The 19770-nt window shown below is 34.7% G+C and carries 21 protein-coding genes and 1 pseudogene; 14 read left to right on the top strand and 8 right to left on the bottom strand.

Annotated features, from left to right (window positions below; translation table 11 throughout):
• Positions 1-703 precede the first annotated feature (703 nt).
• From H4J73_RS19810 to H4J73_RS20720, 3 genes and pseudogenes are all read left to right on the top strand, one after another.
• On the top strand, positions 704-1801 hold the full coding sequence (locus H4J73_RS19810; RefSeq protein WP_182207855.1) for a hypothetical protein: 1098 nt from the start codon (positions 704-706) through the stop codon (positions 1799-1801).
• Positions 1802-2888: 1087 nt separating this feature from the next.
• Positions 2889-3565: pseudogene (locus H4J73_RS20725) on the top strand (response regulator transcription factor).
• 123 nt (positions 3566-3688) lie between these two features.
• Positions 3689-4078: a hypothetical protein gene (locus H4J73_RS20720; protein WP_259366636.1), complete on the top strand. Its 390-nt coding sequence runs from the start codon at positions 3689-3691 to the stop codon at positions 4076-4078.
• A gap of 927 nt (positions 4079-5005) precedes the next feature.
• On the opposite strand, the gene H4J73_RS19800 is transcribed toward H4J73_RS20720, so the two are convergent.
• On the bottom strand, positions 5006-5782 hold the full coding sequence (locus H4J73_RS19800) for a DUF3108 domain-containing protein (protein ID WP_182178523.1): 777 nt from the start codon (positions 5780-5782) through the stop codon (positions 5006-5008).
• 483 nt (positions 5783-6265) lie between these two features.
• On the opposite strand from H4J73_RS19800, the gene H4J73_RS20715 reads away from it, so the two are divergent.
• The 4 genes from H4J73_RS20715 to H4J73_RS19785 all read left to right on the top strand — a co-directional run bounded on the left by H4J73_RS20715 (position 6266) and on the right by H4J73_RS19785 (position 7906).
• The gene (locus H4J73_RS20715) at positions 6266-6601 is read left to right on the top strand and encodes a DUF1705 domain-containing protein (RefSeq protein WP_259366635.1); all 336 of its coding nucleotides are present in this window, start codon (positions 6266-6268) and stop codon (positions 6599-6601) included.
• Positions 6602-6766: 165 nt separating this feature from the next.
• On the top strand, positions 6767-6913 hold the full coding sequence (locus H4J73_RS20710) for a hypothetical protein (protein WP_259366634.1): 147 nt from the start codon (positions 6767-6769) through the stop codon (positions 6911-6913).
• 337 nt (positions 6914-7250) lie between these two features.
• Positions 7251-7562 (top strand): diacylglycerol kinase, encoded by a 312-nt coding sequence (locus H4J73_RS19790; protein WP_259366633.1) that lies wholly within the window; start codon positions 7251-7253, stop codon positions 7560-7562.
• Positions 7563-7654: 92 nt separating this feature from the next.
• Positions 7655-7906 (top strand): hypothetical protein, encoded by a 252-nt coding sequence (locus H4J73_RS19785; RefSeq protein WP_182178521.1) that lies wholly within the window; start codon positions 7655-7657, stop codon positions 7904-7906.
• Between the two features lie 401 nt (positions 7907-8307).
• On the opposite strand, the gene ybaK is transcribed toward H4J73_RS19785, so the two are convergent.
• The 6 genes from ybaK to H4J73_RS19755 form a co-directional block, all read right to left on the bottom strand.
• The gene (ybaK, locus tag H4J73_RS19780) at positions 8308-8775 is read right to left on the bottom strand and encodes a Cys-tRNA(Pro) deacylase (protein ID WP_182178519.1); all 468 of its coding nucleotides are present in this window, start codon (positions 8773-8775) and stop codon (positions 8308-8310) included.
• 96 nt (positions 8776-8871) lie between these two features.
• The gene (locus H4J73_RS19775; RefSeq protein ID WP_182178516.1) at positions 8872-9177 is read right to left on the bottom strand and encodes a DUF2007 domain-containing protein; all 306 of its coding nucleotides are present in this window, start codon (positions 9175-9177) and stop codon (positions 8872-8874) included.
• Between the two features lie 90 nt (positions 9178-9267).
• Complete coding sequence (locus tag H4J73_RS21110; RefSeq protein ID WP_404851840.1) at positions 9268-9546, bottom strand: PH domain-containing protein; 279 nt, start codon at positions 9544-9546, stop codon at positions 9268-9270.
• 204 nt (positions 9547-9750) lie between these two features.
• Entirely contained in the window at positions 9751-10344 is a 594-nt protein-coding gene (locus H4J73_RS19765) for an HD family hydrolase (RefSeq protein WP_182178514.1), read from the bottom strand.
• Positions 10345-10596: 252 nt separating this feature from the next.
• On the bottom strand, positions 10597-11241 hold the full coding sequence (locus H4J73_RS19760; protein ID WP_182178512.1) for a GNAT family N-acetyltransferase: 645 nt from the start codon (positions 11239-11241) through the stop codon (positions 10597-10599).
• Between the two features lie 397 nt (positions 11242-11638).
• Complete coding sequence (locus tag H4J73_RS19755; protein ID WP_182178510.1) at positions 11639-12022, bottom strand: DUF3192 domain-containing protein; 384 nt, start codon at positions 12020-12022, stop codon at positions 11639-11641.
• A 184-nt stretch (positions 12023-12206) separates the two neighbouring features.
• Here H4J73_RS19755 and H4J73_RS19750 point away from each other — a divergent pair, with 184 nt between their 5' ends.
• A complete protein-coding gene (locus H4J73_RS19750; protein WP_182178508.1) occupies positions 12207-12524 on the top strand; it encodes a hypothetical protein in 318 nt (105 codons plus the stop codon).
• A gap of 9 nt (positions 12525-12533) precedes the next feature.
• Here the strand turns inward: H4J73_RS19750 and syd are convergent, their stop codons facing one another.
• Positions 12534-13094 (bottom strand): SecY-interacting protein, encoded by a 561-nt coding sequence (syd, locus tag H4J73_RS19745; protein WP_182178506.1) that lies wholly within the window; start codon positions 13092-13094, stop codon positions 12534-12536.
• Positions 13095-13154: 60 nt separating this feature from the next.
• Here syd and queF point away from each other — a divergent pair, with 60 nt between their 5' ends.
• From queF to H4J73_RS19715, 6 genes are all read left to right on the top strand, one after another.
• Positions 13155-14018 (top strand): NADPH-dependent 7-cyano-7-deazaguanine reductase QueF, encoded by an 864-nt coding sequence (queF, locus tag H4J73_RS19740; RefSeq protein WP_182178504.1) that lies wholly within the window; start codon positions 13155-13157, stop codon positions 14016-14018.
• A 190-nt stretch (positions 14019-14208) separates the two neighbouring features.
• The gene (locus tag H4J73_RS19735) at positions 14209-15807 is read left to right on the top strand and encodes a GGDEF domain-containing protein (protein WP_182178501.1); all 1599 of its coding nucleotides are present in this window, start codon (positions 14209-14211) and stop codon (positions 15805-15807) included.
• 104 nt (positions 15808-15911) lie between these two features.
• The gene (gene ppnN / locus H4J73_RS19730) at positions 15912-17252 is read left to right on the top strand and encodes a nucleotide 5'-monophosphate nucleosidase PpnN (RefSeq protein WP_182178494.1); all 1341 of its coding nucleotides are present in this window, start codon (positions 15912-15914) and stop codon (positions 17250-17252) included.
• A 10-nt stretch (positions 17253-17262) separates the two neighbouring features.
• Entirely contained in the window at positions 17263-18063 is an 801-nt protein-coding gene (gene xni, locus H4J73_RS19725; RefSeq protein ID WP_182178492.1) for a flap endonuclease Xni, read from the top strand.
• Positions 18064-18178: 115 nt separating this feature from the next.
• A complete protein-coding gene (locus H4J73_RS19720; protein ID WP_182178490.1) occupies positions 18179-18556 on the top strand; it encodes a DUF3192 domain-containing protein in 378 nt (125 codons plus the stop codon).
• Positions 18557-18760: 204 nt separating this feature from the next.
• Positions 18761-19768, top strand: a complete 1008-nt coding sequence (locus H4J73_RS19715) for an isocitrate dehydrogenase (protein ID WP_182178488.1) — start codon at positions 18761-18763, stop codon at positions 19766-19768.
• The last annotated feature ends 2 nt before the right edge of the window (positions 19769-19770 follow it).

Below are 19770 nucleotides of genomic sequence, written 5' to 3'. Positions count from 1 at the left end.
TTTATCCAAGCTTTATTACTGTCCTTTATTCGACATCCATTTCAGTACTAACCGTTCATTAAATCCGTTTAGATGGCCCTATCTAAAAGAGCATCAGCTCTCTATTAGCTTCCTTTCTCGGTTAATTTCATCCATAAATTTTATTCATTATATGCGCGGTAAAATAAGTTAACTTTAGCGCTAGCTATTGCATCCATTCAAGTAAATTCCATTTATGTTCCATTCCATTGGAAATAATAGTTTCCTTACGGCTAAATCCTTTATCAACCAAATGTTAACTTAAACCACTTCCTTTTTGCACTTCCTGCACAATATCCAATAAACAATGTTTATCCTTTAACTTATTTATCGTGTTATCCATAACAGTTGTCTTCCTGACAGGTTTAATAGTAACACCCGTAAGTTTTCTCGCTACAAAGGTAAACCAAAAAAACTTAGTCATAATCAACCACATTAACAATAAATTAATTTTTTAACTTAATTAACAATGAGTTAAAATTTATTTTTTTTTACGCTTACAATTTATTGAATGATCACTGACGTAATTGTGCGAAATGGCTTACATACTACGTATGATTTTGTCGGGGAGTATCAAAATTATAAGTGTAACAATATGCAAATATCGCTGAAAATTAAAAAAAAATTCGTTACTCTTGCCAGCGCTTTAGCTCAAACAATATTTTTAGGAGTTTATGTGCTTTTTTTGAAGTCACTATTTTGTTTAACCGGTTCAGATAATCGTAGTCGATTCATTGCTATTCATTTTAGTTGTTATTTATTATTTGCTTTTTTTAGTGCCATTTTTTTATTTAGCGGCTTATTATCCTTCCTGGTATTATCTTTTTTTGCTAGCATTTGTACACTTGCAACAAAGCGCCGCTTAAACGATGCCAACCTCAGCATAGCTTGGTTACTCGCTCCAACGGGGAGTTTTTTAATTGCCGGGTTAATTATCATTATCAGTGATTACACGCCTAGCTATTGGTTACTTTTATTGCCTTTAATCATTTCCACATTGTTAATGACGTATAAAAGTCAAAAAAATAGTCATATATTGGGTTACTGCGGCAGTGTTGATTTAAGTGGCTATGTAAAGAAGCAAGGAAATTTTCAAAAAAAACAAAGAATAGAGCCCACATTTAATCAAAAAGGAGTGGACAATTCCCAAGTAAGTACTCATCAAGAGACTCGCCAGGCTTTTGTTGATAACGCCAAGGTACCTGCAGAGGCGCATAAGCAATCGAGTGATGATTTCGGTGAAGCGATCAGACTAAAGCTGTTCAATATTAAAAATAAAGCCTCAACATTAAGCATACTCATTTTAATCGCCTTAATGTCAATAATATTGGCAGCTGTTTCTTTGTTCTTAAATGATGAACAACATATAACGCCAGATAAGAATGACAAAACTCCCAGCATGGAGTCAAAACAGACTTTATTACATAAAATCACTCTACCCGATAATTTTTCTTTATCCGTATCTGCTTTCGATGGTATTACAATAAAGTGGCAAGGCACTGCTGTGCAGGGCGGTTTTTTATGGCAACAAAATACGGCGCAAGGTGATAATACCTGCCAGGCGATTACTTATGATAATGGAGAGATGATTAGAACATTAGACGTAACACAAGCAGATAAAGGTGATAATTTGGCTAGATTTTCTCCTTTAGATACAAAAGTAATTGTGAGAAACATTGCGATGAGAGGCAGTTTTTCTTTATGTGGGTATACATTTTCACTGAAAGGTAGCCAATCAATTTTAGGTAAGCACCGTTATTATTCAACCTATCTTGAGTATTAATTTAAACAAAAAAATACGGCTCTACGAGCCGCATTTCTTGAACTAGCTTATATGCATCCTGCATAATTTTGTGCCCCGCTTCATCCATAAAGAACTGTCCGTAGTATATCCTAATAGTCCTTTTCTTTCCTTTCATCTTCCATGATTGCCACTCATCCTAAGTAACATCTATAGTGATTTTTCGTCCTTGCGAGCTCTTCCGTTAGCTGTTAATCCTTTAACTTAATTCCTTTTCTTTCATCTTCCATGATTGCCACTCATCCTAAGTAACATCTATAGTGATTTTCCGTTCTTGCGAGCTCTTCCGTTAGCTGTTAATCCTTTAACCTAATTCCTTTTCTGTCCATTCATCTTCCATGATTGCCACTCATCCTAAGTAACATCTATAGTGATTTTCCGTCCTTGCGAACTCTTCCGTTAGCTGTTAATCCTTTAACTTAATTCCTTTTCTGTCCATTCATCTTCCATGATTGCCACTCATCCTAAGTAACATCTATAGTGATTTTCCGTCCTTGCGAGCTCTTCCGTTAGCTGTTAATCCTTTAACTTAATTCCTTTTCTTTCCTTTGATGATTCCTATCATCCTGCCTAATCCCTCAAACGTCCTTTAAAGAGTTATCTACTCTATTGATCTTCCTGACCTGCATCTTCCTGATGAATTAAATAATACGTTGATTTAGATATTTTCCAAGTCATCATAATTTTTTAATTTAACAACATTAATTTTAAACAAGTATATAAAAAACAAAAAACACAATGTAATCATGTGTTAATGTAAATTCACAATCTATTTGCTAGAAGTTATTTACTCAATATCTTACGTGTTTGTAAGATATATCTTACAAAATCTCAATCAAAAAGTGAAACACCCAAAGACTAAATGGATCAGGGTAATATTAAAGAAAAGTCATTAACTTTTTATAGGTCTAATAAAGCTACACCCCGCTGTTATTAAGAAGGTGGGTTATAAATATAGCCCAGAGTAAGGTCCCTATGCTTTTTGTAGATACTTTTATACCGATATTATTTTAAGCGCTTTACTCTACAAACCTTAAGTTAACTCTGCTGTGTTCTATAAATAAAACATATTTATAGTAGGCTAACATTAAAGTTATTGATTATTGAGGACTCGACTTCGTTGCGAAAGGGTCTAAGAATAGGGTTGTCAAATTTTGGCTGTACTATTGACGATACCGATGATGGCTCATAAGATTTAAACATGGCTTTAGCGAGCGATTATTCCTTACTCATACTTGATTTAATGCTACCGTCTATTGACGGTAAGGCTATATTAAAAGCCATCAGAAAAGCGAACAAATACCTCAGATTACTGATACTTTCAGTACGATATCTTACAGAAAATAAAATTTCAGGCTTATTACTGCTTAACAAAACCTTTTTCTTTTGATGAACTTCATGTTCGCCTGTTCTGCTAAATGCGCAAGGGTAGCTTAAATGTCAATGACAATAAGATTAATATTGGTTTTTTTTCATTAGACATTCATTTAAAACAATTACTGTGTAATGGAGCAGATGCTCATTTAACACTTAATGAATATAAGCTTGTTTAATGTATTTTTACTAATCAAGGTAAAGTAGTTTCACCTGAAAAATTAAGTGAGTACTTAGCGGGACATATAATGCAGTCCCTAAAAACTCAAGTGAAGCTCATCTTTCCACCGCCCATAAAAAGTGAGAGATATTGGGCATGATTTACCAATAAAAACTCAACATGGTTTTGGTTACTTTGTTAATAGCTGTTAATGAACTCTATTAACAAAAAGTTAAGTCGATACATATCAATTTCCATATTTATATTATTGGTATCGCTTTTTTATAACAGACATAAGTGTTGATAGTTAGATCAGTAATCAATTTGATCGAGCGATGGTAAACAAAGCAGGATTTTTAGAAACATTAGTCAGCGAAGCTCCAGAAAAAATTGACTTTGATTTTGCTGATGAATTTATGTATGAGTTTTCAGGGGTAAACGATCCAGAGTACTTTCAATTATGGTGTGACAATAAAGTTTTTGAACGTTCAGAAACACTTAAGCTTTTTAAATACAACGAATTGCCAAGGTTAGTCGTTGCCCTACATAAGTTATCAATAACGAATATAACCCTACCAGACGGACGATCTGACAGAATGTATTTCATAAGATTTAAGCCTCAAATTGATAGTGATATTAGGGAGATGTTTGGTTTAGCGAGAGAGGAATTTGTAAAAAATAAAAAACCGATGGAGTTAGCTTACGCAACAAGTAATGAAGCCTAAATAAAATTCTTTGGTTTGTAGACATTATTTTTATATTTACCTCAATTTTCGCTGTTATCGCGGTAAGGCTCATTGTTTTCAATGTTGTTGAGCGTGGTTTAAAACCACTTAATGAATTAAATGCTGCGCTAAAACAGATAAATTTAAACTCTAAAGTCAGTGAAATTTCGACAAATACATTACCCGAAGAACTTGTTGCTATCACAGAAGATATTAATCATTTTATCAGTGCAAAGAAAATTCTCTATTTAAGAGAAAAAAGAATCACCTCAGATATTGCTCATGAGTTAAAAACACCGATTGCTGAGTTACTGAACTTAAGTGAAGTTGCGATAAAATGTCCTAATGAATAACAATTAGCGGCGAATTTTAAGACTAATGTACTGGCAATTACTCAGCGCTTAAAAAATATAGTCAATGGTATACTTTTACTGTAAAAAAGCACATCACACTCTGAGCTAGAAAAACAACAAGTGGATGTTACATTGTTAATAAATACCATTATTATCACAGAAAACAAGAATAATAGAGATGTTAAGGTAAGCCTTCATCATCAATATGAAAATATTAAAAAAAATGAATTTGCTTTCACTACAGTGCTAAGTAACCTCATTAATAATGCCCTTTACTATAGCCCGTATCCAAAGACTAAAAAATGAAAATTAAAATTTCAAATGTCAGTACATTTGATTATTCAGAGCAAAACTGAGTTCTTTTTTTGAACCTTTATGGTAAAAAGATTCATCAAGAACCTCTAAAGAAAAGGTATGGGCTAGCTTTAGCCATTGCTCAATCATACTATCAAAAAATTGGTGCAACTTTAAACGTTTCAATAGAGCATGACCAAAAGATTGTTTTCACTATCATAATATAATCCGCTTAGCATCTTTAACAACCACTTAGTTAACTAACGTTTTACACCATTATTTATCGATTACTGGGCGATGTTGGTAAGATCAGTTTTTCGATTTCAAGTGTCGCGACTTCTTTACCATCCTTTTCTTGCCCTACTCTAAAAGGGATAAAATGATGCTCTGTACTTAACCAAAAGTGAGTTTTTCTTGAGCTGTTCTTTTTTACTCGTGAAACTTTTATCGTATCAACTGCTCCCATCGTTGTTTTAATGTTTTCTCTGCCTAAAAATTCGAATGAATATGTTTTAACGGATCCTTCATCATAAACTAAATACTCCAAGTTATGCCTTTGGTTGCCGATTTCGCTCCTCATTTTTTCTATAACTAACAAGGGGTCAAGTATATTAGGCGTTAAAGGAAGTGACCATTTTTGCGCTATATCTTCACCTAAAACGACTCCTGCCGCATAATCAAATTCAATCATTTGATGTTTGTTTTCTTTAAAGGTTCGCTCATCACTACTGATATATTTAAATGGTTTTACTTGCTGAGCATCATATGTAAACTCACTGGACTCTTGGGTATTGATGACATAAAAATATTTTGAAGCTTCAGTTTTAAACGTTAACTTATAAAGAGCATCATCAGTTCTCGATAACGTTCTTACTGCTTTGCCATATTTATCACCTTTTCGGTAAACGGTATAATGCGCAGTATATTCTATCAAAGTAGCATTGTTCGCTACGGTAGGGTTTTCTGTACTTTGCGCATAACAACTGATCATAGCCAAGCAGGACAAGAGATAAGTTTGAGTAATAATTGAGCGTAACAATTGTGAATAGAGAAACATCTAAATAGTGCCTTATTATGATTATGCGGGAAGCGTTATTTGTAAAACCCTCTCTTTTTAGCGTAAATCACCCCTAAGGTAAATTGATTATTCAAATAAAGGCTTTTTTCAGTTTAAGCTAAGCCAACCTTAAGCTTATATTATGAGTATGAAGCCACTAATCTATAGGTGGTTTTATGAATTTAATCACTCACTACATTTCTTACTTTAAACGTTTGAAATTAACAACAAATCAATTGTTATTATTTACCTATTGTTAAATTGCACAGATCTTAAACTTGCCATTTTTGTTAAAAACAGTAGATATAATTACCGCATTAGATAATTATTGTCTTTGCCAATATTTTTTTATCGCTAACCGTTATTATACAAGGCGTTCTTTCATTTAGGTGGTTAACCAAACCCTTACTTATCGCGACTGTGATTTGTTCGTCATTACTCTTTTATGGCACTATTTCATAAGGGATAGTCATTGATTATGGCATGATTCAAAATACCCTTGAAACCGATACAGCAGAAGCCTTATCTTACATAAACCTTCACGCTATTTTATTCTTTATATTTTTTGGATTACTTCCCACATTCATCATCTACTCATTTCAATTAACTTATAAGCCATTTTTCAAAGAGCTGTTGAACCGGCTAAAACTGCTTAGTTTAAGTCTTGTCACTGTATTTTTAATCTGTGCTTTTTTCTATTCAAATTATGCAGTGGTTGGCAGAAACAATAAACACCTCATTACCTACATAACGCCATATAAAATGGTGGTAGCGTCATTCAAATTTGTCTGCAATCACTATTTTTATCCGCTACTTTAATTTAAATTTTTAGATGCCGCACCGTCAATTGTACTTAACAGTTATAAAAAAAGTCACCGTTATGGTGTTTGGAGAAACAGCTCCCGCCCAAAATTTTTACTTAATGGCTATAGTAAACCGACTAACCAATATGCTAAAAAACAAGCCGTGGTCTCATTCTCAAGGATGAGTTTATATGAAACAACAACGGCTATATCTGTGCCCTGTATTTTTTCAAAGTTAAATAAAGACGGCGATGAAAAGCGTATGACAACAGCCCAACAAAATGTCATTGATATTATCCATTTAGCGGCGCTGATGTTTTATGGATAAGTAATAATAACGGCAGCTGTAAAGTTGTTTGTACCCGGTAAAAATGCAACAAGTCGACCTTGATAAATCAAACCCTTTATGTGATGGCGAGACTGCTATGACGAAGCACTTTTAGCGCTCCTAATAAGTAAATCCAGTCAGTTAACACATCAAAACACACCGTCATTGTACTGCATATAATAAGCTCTCACCGGCCTACTTATTTTAAATGCTATTCTAGAAAAGACATGCTTTTATCCCTGATTTCCAACGTAGCCATACTCAAAATTGTTCACTAGAGCAACTGATTAATAGTTATGACAATATCACTAAACCTAAAGGCCAGCGAAGAATCTATTTGGCCACATTAAATTCATTGCGCGCTTTAAAGTGGTTATACGACAATGAATCTACTTTTAAACAAGAGCTTTTACTGCTGCTTGTTGTTATAACCGCATCTTTTGTTTTTGATATCAGCATTAAAGAACAAGTGATATTAATACTCGCAATTGTTTTTGTTATATTTACAGAAAGAATAAACACAGCCATTGAAGCTGTTATCGACAGTATTGGTTTAGAAATTAATCCATTGTCAGGTCTTGCAATAAACTTAGGAGCAGCAGTAATGTTAAGCCTACTTGTAGCAAGTTGTATTTGGCTAATAGTATGACTTTAAAAACTATCCTGGCTTAACTTAAGTTTAAGTTTAAGTTTAAGTTTAATACGATAGTGTAGCAGAGTGTTTTATAAGAAATATTAATTATGATTTTTACCTCTGCAATCGCTTTATTGCGCCAAAATGCCATTCAATATGCTAACTATGCCCTTGGAAAGTTTATCAATAAGGAAAAAACCTATTGGAAGGATACTGTCTCTAGCGTTGTTGCCGATCATGATGCCAGAGCATTAGGTAATGAGCTTGTTCCCATTAAGAACTTTCATACTCCAGGCGTAATTCTAATTCAGGTAAGCCCGCTTTCTTTGACAAAAGAATGGTTAGCCAAATCGACCTAGCTCCAACATTATTATCATTCATAGGGATCACCAAACGTTCGCCTATACTTGGCCATGATTTAAAACAGGCAGATGCTTCTGGGCGAACAATGGTGTAATATGCCAAGAGATTTTCGTATGTGGGATGTAATGAGGTCACGATACTTCAACCACAAAAACCTGCTGTAAATTTTGAATATAATTTCAAAGAAAAGATACTTATACCTAAATCCATTAACAATAAACTCGCTAAAATAGCTTTAACACATGTGTTGTGGTGGAGCCTAGCTTATGAGAATGAATGGTACTCTAGCGATCATTGATTAAGTCATTTATACATGTTGAACAAGGTTGATAAAACTCTGCGTGATTATTGCTTAGTTGCCTACATTTTTTACTGGGTTTACCTGCTAAAAAAGCGGTCATTGACATATTTTAGCAAGTAAACCTTTTGTCAGTTTTATGAGGTCCTCGGGGCTTAACTCTATTTCTAAACCTCTACGACCACCGCTAACGTAGATGGTAGCGAACTGATTAGCCGATAAATCAATAATCGTCTTAAGGGCTTTCTTTTGCCCAAGCGGACTAACCCCTCCAAGTACATATCCAGTGGAGCGTTCAACATCAGACTTATCAGCCATGGTGGCTTTTTTAGCGCCTACCGCCTTGGCGATGAGCTTCATACTGAGCATAGATGAAACAGGTATTACGCCTACAACTAACGTTTTACTATCGAGCGTCACAACCAAAGTTTTGAAAACTTGACCGGCATCAACACTTAATTTCTCGGCGGCCTCAAGCCCATAAGATTCACTTAATTCATCATGAGAATACTCATGTATTTTATGTATAACTTGATGCTTTTTGACGATGTTAATACCTGGTGTCATTTCAATCTCTAACGCTCAAACTTAGTGTTGTTCAAAGGAGGAAAAGTAGAAAGTAAACAATGACGCTTTTAATTTTAGCGTGCTTCTACTTCATGGTTATAAATGATCATGCTGACAATTCCAACATATTTCAAAAGAAGGAGCATTTTTCTCCTTACAGTTTTTACAGAGCCAATCATGACCTTTAACATCAAGTTGAGATGATGCCAATAGCGCTAACGCACGTTCATAGTCTTCGTCATTTGCCACCCAAACTTCTGGCCAAGAATCAAAGGCTGAGATTTCACCCACTGCACCTTGTGCAAATTCATTCTTAATAAATGAACTGATGTTTTCGGCTTCAATAATGTTTTTCACATTATTCACAAGAAATTGATTTTCGTTAGAATATAGCAGCTTCATCGTTAAGTCCTTATTAAGGTCGCAAATTTAGGTCACTTACGTATTAATAGGCAAAAAGCCTACAACTTTTCTATTTTCCGTGTCTATTTACTAAGCAAGTACATATTGGCTAATACATTGATTAAATTTTATGAGATCGAACGAACCTTTTATTTCAAATTTAGCCATACCCAATTCACTTAAATAAACCTCTATTTCACAATCTAGATCTAATGTGCCAGATGACTCAACTGAAAAAGCTTGAATTTTACTGTAAGGTAAAGACGTATAATCTACTTTAGAGCCAGTAATGCCTTGAACGTTAGCGGCAATAATACGTTTATTTGTGAAAATGACTTGGTCTCTAATACTTTTAAAAGCAGCAAAAATTGACTCTCACTCAATCATAAATTTATGAAAGTCCTCTTTCGCATCCTCAATGTAAATAGGTTTTAACTTAAAAACCGATGAGTTCTTAAAATCTATCATACTTACTCCTTATTAAAATAATGTTCCACTACATTAAATAAACATCAGTAGTCGTTGCAATGTAAGTGAAAATCACCAACCATATTTAATGTGGTATCGTTGCTATTAATCATCTTGCAACCAACCTTTTGCTACGGCAATATCAATTTGCTGACAAACATATAACCATAATTGAGGAGCAAGTCCTTCAAGAAAGTTATTACGTTTTATCACTTGTGATTTTTTAACCTTATGATTTACCCAACTTCCACCTTCATTTCTCATATTTTGTAATAAAGGTAATACACTGTCTATGGCTTTAGCAAATCGAGCGTCTATTGTTTCAGCACATTCAAACTCTAACCATAAGTCATTAAAAGCTTTAAACTGTTTTTCAGGTAATAAGCCAAATAATCGTGTTGCAGCCTTTATTTCTTTATCTTTTTGCTCAGCAAGCGCTTTTTTATCAGAAAAAGCAAACATATCACCCGCATCTATTTCAACAACATCATGAATAAGTAACATACTCATAACACGTGAAATATCGACTTTTTCTTCAGTATACTCTTGAAGTATTTGCGCTGTTAATGAAATATGCCAGCTATGCTCAGCGCTGTTCTCAAATCTATTTTTATCAGACTTCACAAGTGCTTGACGATAAACACCCTTAAGCCTATCTAGTTCAATAATAAAATCTAATTGTTTGTTTAATGCTTCCATTTTTTTCCAAGATGATCATATAAAGTAAAGATTAATTTAGTAACCTATCGCACCCTCAACGTTTGAAAATGACAGTTAATTTGTGAAGTAAAAAACGATCGATAACCCTAGACATGTGTTTAGCCACTTTAGCGATGTTAACAGTCAAACCTTTCGATTGCGTTATAATCACTAATGAAAATACAAAATAATAAAAGCAAAATACCGAATTAAAATTCGGTATTTCTCTAAAACGTTATTATAAAATTGAACTTAACTTTTACTTCTGTAATGAATCATCAATGAACCCGTAACATTTCCAACTGAAAGCTCTTGAACAAATTCATAATCAACGTCTTTAAAAAATTGTTGATATTTATTTGTTGTCGCATAAACAGCCACCCCTTCACTATCAGAGTGCTCTTCTAATATAGTATTGACAGCAGCCAAAAGATAATGCCCAAAGCCATGGTGTTGATGTAATGGATGAATGGCAATAAACGAAAGCATATGAAAATTTTTCATTGGAATAGCAGCAAGTACCGTTTTTTCTTTTTCAATCATTTGCTTGGTACTAAAATAACCTGCGCCTAGCATCATCTTTAAACGCCAGTGCCAGAAACGTTCAGAACTTACACTTTCATCTGGACTATTTAAACAAGCAACACCCACCATTGCTTCCCCCAAATACAGGCCAACCATCGGTTGTTTGGCATGCCAAAAAGCACTTAGTTCTTCGCGAATGGCTGCACGTAATCTTTGTTCGTAATCGTTGTTTTCATTGGAAAATATTTCCAAAAAAACAGGATCGTCATGATAAGCTTGATACAGTAATGATGCCGCGAGTTTTAAGTCTTCACCCGACAAATAAGCAGCTCTTATATCAAGGTTTGTTTTATCACGTATTGCTTCTGACATAATTTGTCATCCTTGCGTTTTTTATTTTTATTTTTATTTTTATTTGATCACCATAGCAGTAAAAAACGAATAAGGTCAAACAATACTCGAACGCTTTATCACCAATTTTATAAAGACAAACATCTTAAAAAAAACAGATTGTTGTTGGAAAAACTATATAAAAAGTAAGGTTAACGACATAAAATCATTGTCGATAATACGCTAAGTCATGACAATAAGTTGATTTTAAAGCCAAATAAAACATGCCATTTGTTAATAACGATTAATTGTTCATATACATTAATTTACTCGTTAACCATTATTGATATTGGTTGGGTGATATTCCCAAATATGGACCTTCATGTCGTTTAAGTAATCGGTCACTAAATCCGTATTTTTATAATAAGTACTGAAAATATTAGTCTGAAATATTACGTCTATAATCTGCACCATTCCCAGTTTCTACTAAAACACCATCAACAAAATGTAAATATGTACACTCATCTTTAGTGGTTAAATCATCTTTATGAACACGATGTGTACGATAAAAAAGAACCTTTATTTCCTTCCCATCTATCTGATATTTTTCATTAAAATCGGCAAGGGCGAATTGACTTTTAATATCGTCATAGCGAGAATTTAATTGAATTTTAGCGATTTGCTTACGATTTTCATATTCGCGATCACCAAAGGATGTTGACATTGAATGCCCTTCATCACCACCTCCAACAGCAATCACGCATCCTGATAGTGATAAAGTTAAAGGCGCAGCAATAAGTAATGCTATAATAGATTTTTTCATGAGTTTTCCCTTATGTATTTTTTGAACATTTGTTAATTAAACTATTCAGCTAATAGCAAGGGCCAAACCATGTTTTCCAAGCAATTGATATAGTTACGATTAATATAAAACCACTAAAAGTAAATTAACAATCACCTGTGATATTCACTAAAACATAGTCTCTTTAACAATTAAAAGTAATTTTATGACGACAACTGACGAAATAACACTTATCGCAAATCAACTGGCTAACCAAGGTAAAAAACCAACGGTAGCATTAGTAAAAACGAAATTAACAAAACCAATGCCATTGCCTACGATCATTACAACATTAAGAAATTGGACACATGATCCTCAGCTTGTTGAATTAGAGATTGAATCTAAAGAGGCTTTAAGAAAAAAATCCACCTCTACTTCTATTCCTCCAGAAATAGAACAGGCTATAGCAAAAGCATTACAGCCTATTGAAGCAGAGTTAGCACAATTAAAAGCCTTAGTGATTAACTTAACAAAGCAGCAATAATAATAATGGTTAAGGAATTCGTGGGGTTAACATACGAATAAAACACGTAAGAGAGTCGGCAACTTTTTTATGCGCCTCGCACCCTACTTTCTCAACCCAAATTTCTCCGTTGTCATTGTTAACACTTAGGATCATATTTTCATCATCAGTCAGTGCAAAAAACAACGTTAGCGGTTGTTTTAGTTTTTGCTTCATTAAAATATGCCCTATCACATTCTCTTGTAAGCGTTGAAAATCCTCTTTACTCCAAGCAAAAAGTAAAGACAATGCACCATCATCACAACTAGCATCTAAGGTATCGCTATATAACGTGGTGAAATAAGTTTTAAAATCGGCATGGATACTAACTTCTAAAGCTTGTTCAACATTATCAAAATTTATTGATTCAATTATATCAAATGGCTGCCAGTACTGATGATTTTCATCATAATCATTTGATAAACAAGGAGAAGGCCATTGTTTATCTTTTTCAATAAGCGGTAAATGCTGGTAACGCTCTTGGTATTGTGATAAATATTTTTTTGAAAATAATGATAAAGATTGCATTAACTCGCAAGGTGATGATTTCATCTGCTAAAAAGATCCTTTAAAATGTAACGACAAATAGCCATAGACTGAACTAGCCCTTTTATGACAAATTATAAAAACGCAAAAGTATTAAGCCAATTAACACTTGGAAAAGCTACGAGTTATTGTAGTGAATATAACCCAGAACTCTTACAAGCGGTACCACGAAGTTTGAATAGAGACAGTTTAGCTATTTCAGCAGATAACTTACCTTTTATCGGTGAAGATGTTTGGTATGCTTATGAAATCTCATGGCTAAATAGCTCAGGCAAACCGGTTGTAGCAGTTGCTGAATTTCGTTTTCCTTGCACCAGCCCTAACATAGTTGAATCTAAATCATTTAAACTCTATTTGAACAGCTTTAATCAAAGTCGATTTTCATCTTGGCAAGACGTTGAAAGTCGCTTAGTCAAAGATCTGTCAAATACATCGGGTAGTATTGCCTTCGCAGAGCTTTTTCCTGTCGATAATTGTCCTGCACTTAATATTAATCATCAGATATTTTCTGGAAAGACACTCTGTATAGATGATGTAGACCTAGATGTTGAAAATTATCAACTTGATCCTACCTTATTGGTTGATGCTAATATTGAAGAAAAAATAGTAGAAAGTGAAAGTTTAGTGAGTCACTTATTAAAATCTAACTGTTTAATTACTAATCAACCTGACTGGGCAAGTATCTACATTCAATATAGTGGTCGAAAAATTTCACAAAAAGCACTTTTAGCTTACTTGATATCATTTAGGCAACACAATGAATTTCATGAACAATGTGTCGAAAGAATATATTGCGATTTAACCAAGTATTGCCAACTTACCGAGCTTACTGTTTTTGCCCGTTATACCAGAAGAGGTGGTTTAGATATAAATCCATTTCGTTCTACTGCTAAATTACACGCGCCAGCAGGAAGAACACTCAGGCAATAGCAATTTTTTGAGTTAAATCAATTATAAGTCATTCTGGATGCTGACTTTTTACTATCTAAGGTTTAGTATTAATTGATATTGTTTAGAATTTAGCGTTCTTTTTTTAATTAATCCTATTTAGTCGCTATACTAAAATATACTGTATTAAGTTCACTCAGCCAATAAAGCACTTTACGGAAGACCGTTTTTTATGAGCAATAACTCAGCCGCCAGCAAAGAAATGATTTTACTAAAGAAAAAACTCGAACTTGCCATTACGTCACGTGCCGATATTGAGACAGACCTTAAGTCACAATCCTCACTGTTAATAAAGTTCATAGAAAAGCTTTCTCTTGTTTGCGAAGGCATAGATATTACGTTAGATAATAAGTTGGCAAAGTTACGACTTTTACTTAAAAAATCGGCCGCTCTTCCTGAAATTCAAGCACATATAGCATTGACATTGCTTATTCTGCAACAGCAATCTCAAGTGAATGCGACTAATCTCAATCTATTACACGAAAGATTCCATATTGCGGGTTTAGCTTTACAAAAGATTAATGGCTTACCCGCCGACTTAAGACGTAAGTTACGCAGCTTAATTACAGAGTCAAAGTATCCAAAAGATGCAGTTGTCCAATATGTGCCGCTACTAAGTCAGCTGTTAGAGTTTTACGATATGGCTTTATCAGCAAAAAATATGGGAACAGCCCCTGCTGCTGAAGTATTAAAACAGCCTAATTCAATGGTAAAAACAGTTGGCGCTAGTGATACTGCAGAGCTTAAATATATAGAACGCTTTGAAAAAATCATTACCGGGTTAGCTGTTTCAGACAACCATGCAAAAGATATAGCTGTTATTAAATCTCAGCTTAATAAAGATATATCTAACAATAAGTTATTACATAATTTATTAACCGTATTTGATGTGATCATTGAAGATTTAAACGATGAAAGAAATACTGCAAAAATATTTCTTTCAACATTAAGTGAGACGTTAACAACGGTTCAGTCGGCAGTAAAAACGGCAGTAACCAGTTGCAAAGCAACTCAATCACAACATAGTATATTAAATGAGCAGCTGCAAAAGCAAATAGTAGACATGGCCAATGGTCTAGACAAAGCAACGTCACTAGCCGACATCAAAGTTGATATTAATGCAAAGTTACGCGTTATTGCTGGCACATTAGAGAAAAAAACAACCTTTGAACGTGAACAACAAGAATCTTTACATTGCCAATTATCATCAATGACCGAAAAAGTTGAATTATTAGAAAAGCAAAGCCAACGTTTTGAAAAACGTATTCAAGAACAGCAAGCAAGAAGTTTACAAGACGCGTTAACCCAGCTAAATAACCGCGCGGCCTTTGATGAATACTTCGCTAAAGAAATTGTACGTTATCATAATAAAAAATTCGAATTAGCTATTGTTGTCATGGATTTGGATAATTTTAAGCGCATTAATGACACCTATGGCCACACAGCTGGTGATAAAACACTACAAGTCATTTCAAGTACGCTTAAGAAAAATATTGGTAATGAAGCCTTTATTGCCCGCTACGGCGGAGAAGAATTTGTGCTAATCTTTTCAGGGTTCAATCAAGAAAAATTAATAGATAGGCTAAACATATTGCGATTACAGGTAGCGAAATTACCCTTTAAATTTAAGAATACTAAAGTCTCAATCACTATGTCTATGGGCGTTAGCCATATTCGAGAAGATGACAATGTGCACATGGCTTTTGAGCGTGCCGATGGTGCACTTTATCAAGCAAAAGAGAAAGGAAAAAACACCGTAGTTTATATATAGCCAACGTCTAAAGTTTTACTTTTTCTCCAATCTTATCCTGAACAGCTAATGATCTTAGCTCATTTCAAGCTATAAGCTTTAAATTTTTGTAAAGGAACGTAATTATGCATACGCAAATAAATCCTGTTGGCAACATGAACCTGTTGTCTCAGTCAGAAATAGAGCAACTTCAACAATCAGCAAACAGTAAAACATACCAGGTCTATCGAAACTGTTCACTCGCAGTATTAAATGCCGGAAGCCATACTGACGATGCAGAAGAGATATATCAAAAATTTCAAGATTTTCAAATTCAAGTCTTACGCCGTGAACGTGGTGTTAAACTTGCTTTAACCAATCCACCCAATGATGCCTTTGTTGATGGCAAAATTATAAAGGGTATTCAAGAGCTTTTGTCTGCCGTTTTACGTGATATCCTTTTTACACATAAGAGATATGAAGTCGATGCTCAGCACACCCAAAAAATTACCGATCTAACGTTTGATATTCTTCGCAATGCGAATGTCATTATTCCTGAAAGTGATCCTAATCTCGTCACTTGTTGGGGTGGGCATTCAATTAGTGATAATGAATATAAATATACAAAAGAGGTTGGTTATCAATTAGGGCTCAGGGGGTTCAATATTTGTACTGGTTGTGGCCCTGGTGCAATGAAAGGACCGATGAAAGGAGCCACCATTGCCCATGCGAAACAACGAAACAAAAATGGACGTTATATTGGCCTAACAGAACCCAGTATTATCGCTGCAGAGCCTCCAAACCCAATTGTGAATGAACTCGTCATCATGCCTGATATTGAAAAACGTTTAGAGGCTTTTGTTAGGATGTCACATGGTATTGTTATTTTCCCAGGTGGTGCAGGAACAGCTGAAGAATTGCTTTATATTTTAGGTATTATGTTAAATAGCAAAAACCAGGCTCAAAAATTACCTATTATTTTAACGGGCCCCAAAGAGAGTGCTGAATATTTTATAGAAATAGATCGCTTTATTGCGACAACTTTAGGTGAAAAGGCGCAAAGTCTTTATGAAATTATTGTTGACGATTCTATTGCTGTTGCGAAAGCTATGCGCCATAAGTTAAATGAAGTCATAACCTACCGCAAAAAGACCGGTGATGCTTATCATTTTAACTGGTCACTTGTCATCGAACCTGATTTTCAACAGCCCTTTGAACCCACACATAAAAACATTGCTAACCTCTCTATTAACTACGATTTAGACAAAGCTACGTTAGCGGCAAACTTACGGCGTATTTTTTCTGCTATAGTAGCGGGTAATGTAAAGTCACACGGTATTAAGGCGATCAGAGATAATGGTCCGTTTGAAATATCGGGTGATAAAATAATAATGAAACTGATGGATAATTTACTTACCTCATTTGTTGAACAACAACGAATGAAATTACCAGGTAGTAAATATGTACCGTGTTATAAAGTAATTTAAGGGTAAATGAATGTCCGCACATCTTGTATTAATTGATGCGTTGAATTTAATCAGAAGAATATACGCTGTTCAGGAGCGTCCTTTTCTTTTTAATAACGAGCTTGCTGAAAATACTAAAAAACAAGTCCTGTTTAATACTCAAAAAGCTTGCGGACAAGCTTTAAGTAAAATACTCGACCACCTTCAACCGAGCCATGCCTTAGCCGTATTTGACAGTGAAAAACCTTGTTGGCGTTATGAGTTATTCCCTGATTATAAAAAAGGCAGAAAAAAGATGGCTGAGCATTTAGCAACAAGCCTGTCTAATATTCAAGATGAATTAATGAAACAACAAGTCGACTCATTAATTCCTGAAGAAGATGAAGCTGACGATATTATTGCGACTTTAGCGATAAAGATGGCATTAAAAGATCAAAACGTGACGATTGTTTCGACCGATAAAGGTTTCCTCTCGTTACTTAGCCCGCATATTGGTGTTTACGACCACTTTAATCGTCGTCATCTTGATACTAACTTTGTGCTAAGTAAATTCAACGTTAAGCCACAGCAATTAATGGATTTATGGACATTAACCGGTGACAATACCAATAAAATACCGGGGGTTGCCGGTATAGGACAAGTAACAGCAGCACAGCTATTGAACAAGTATGGCTCATTGAAGTGCATACTTGAAGCAACAGATCTCAAAGCAACATTGGCTAATAAGCTCGTTGAACACAAAGAACAAATAGCATTGAGCCGAGACCTTTTCACCCTAAAAAAAGACATACCTCTGGGTTTTAACTTAAAAGATATTCGACTTTCATCTTAGGGTTATGTCAGCATAAAAGTCAGTGTTAAACTTTATATAAATTGACTACAATAATGAGCTATTTTTAAGCTTCATCGATGGCTATTGAGAAATAATTTAATGGAATTTGTAATAAATGAATAAGAAAGTTGTCTCTCGTATCTTAATAGCATTAGCCATTTACGGTGTTTTTGTTGCGCTAGTGGTAAACTTTTATGATGACAGTCCTTCTGATATGGAATGGGGTGATCGTGAATCATATAACAAACAGTACATTGGTAAATTAACATTAGAAAAGTTTAATTTTGAACAAGCAATAGAAGAACTAGGCAGCCCAGATATTACCGAAGCGAAAAAAATTGCTGAAGATAGTTTTCAAGTGACCTTCTATCGTACTCAACACGTAAAATCTGACGGGTTTACCACCCAAGATGAATGCACAGCACTGTTATTTAAAAATGGCTCACTTATTGCCATTGGCAACACTGCTTATGAACAATTTCAGCAGCTATAATTGGCGAATTTAAAGCCGGTTTAATAAAACAAAAGTCTAATAACGTTTTATTAAACGATCATCTATACTAGCTGCTATAACATTCACTAAGATAAAACTTACCATGTATATGGCATGAAAGGTTTTATCATAGATTACACACGTACAGCGTGCTATAACAGCACCCGTTTCCTAACTTGATAAACTCTTTTGAAAGGCAAAAAAATGGCTACACAAACCATAACAGTAATTCCTGGCGATGGCATCGGTCCCGATATTATCGATGCTACGATTAAAATTCTAGACAAAGCCGGATGTGGTTTTGAGTATGAATATGCAGATGCTGGTCTTACCGCTCTCCAAAACCATGGTGACTTAATTCCTGAAAGTACATTAGCGCTCATCCAAAAAAATAGAATTGCACTTAAAGGTCCCCTTACAACACCTGTTGGCGAAGGTTTTACCTCTATTAATGTAACTTTACGTAAACACTTTCAACTTTACGCCAATGTTCGCCCTGTTATTTCGTTTAAAGGTACCAAAGCCCGCTACGAAGATATCAATATAATTACCGTACGTGAAAATACTGAAGGTATGTATTCAGGCTTAGGGCAAATTATCTCTGAAGATGGTGAAGTTGCTGAAGCGAAAAGCTTAGTCACGCGAGAAGGTGCAGAACGTATTCTTACATTTGCCTACGAAACAGCAATAAAAGAAGGCCGTAAAAAAGTAACCGCTGTTCATAAAGCAAATATTTTAAAATCAACCTCAGGCTTGTTTTTAAAAGTAGCCAGAGAAGTTGCCACACGCTACCCTCAAATCGAATCCACAGAAATGATCGTTGATAATTGTTGTATGCAATTAGTCATGAACCCTGAACAGTTCGACGTAATCGTTACTACCAATTTATTTGGCGATATTCTATCTGACTTATGTGCAGGTTTAGTTGGTGGTTTAGGTATGGCACCTGGCGCTAATATTGGCGTTGACTGTGCTATTTTCGAAGCCGTTCACGGCAGTGCTCCAGATATTGCTGGCAAAAATTTAGCGAACCCTACATCAGTGATCCTAGCCGCTATTCAAATGTTAGAATATTTAGATATGGGTGATAAAGCACGTAATATTCGTAATGCTATTACGGATGTTATTGCCAGTGGTGATAGGACTACTCGTGATTTAGGTGGTACACATGGTACAACTGACTTTACTGAAGCGGTACTAGAACGCCTATAAGG

This window comes from Colwellia sp. MB3u-41, from assembly GCF_014076845.1.
Lineage (GTDB): Bacteria > Pseudomonadota > Gammaproteobacteria > Enterobacterales > Alteromonadaceae > Colwellia_A.
Note: the sequence above shows the minus strand (reverse complement) of the source record. Positions and strands in the feature narration are given on the sequence as shown.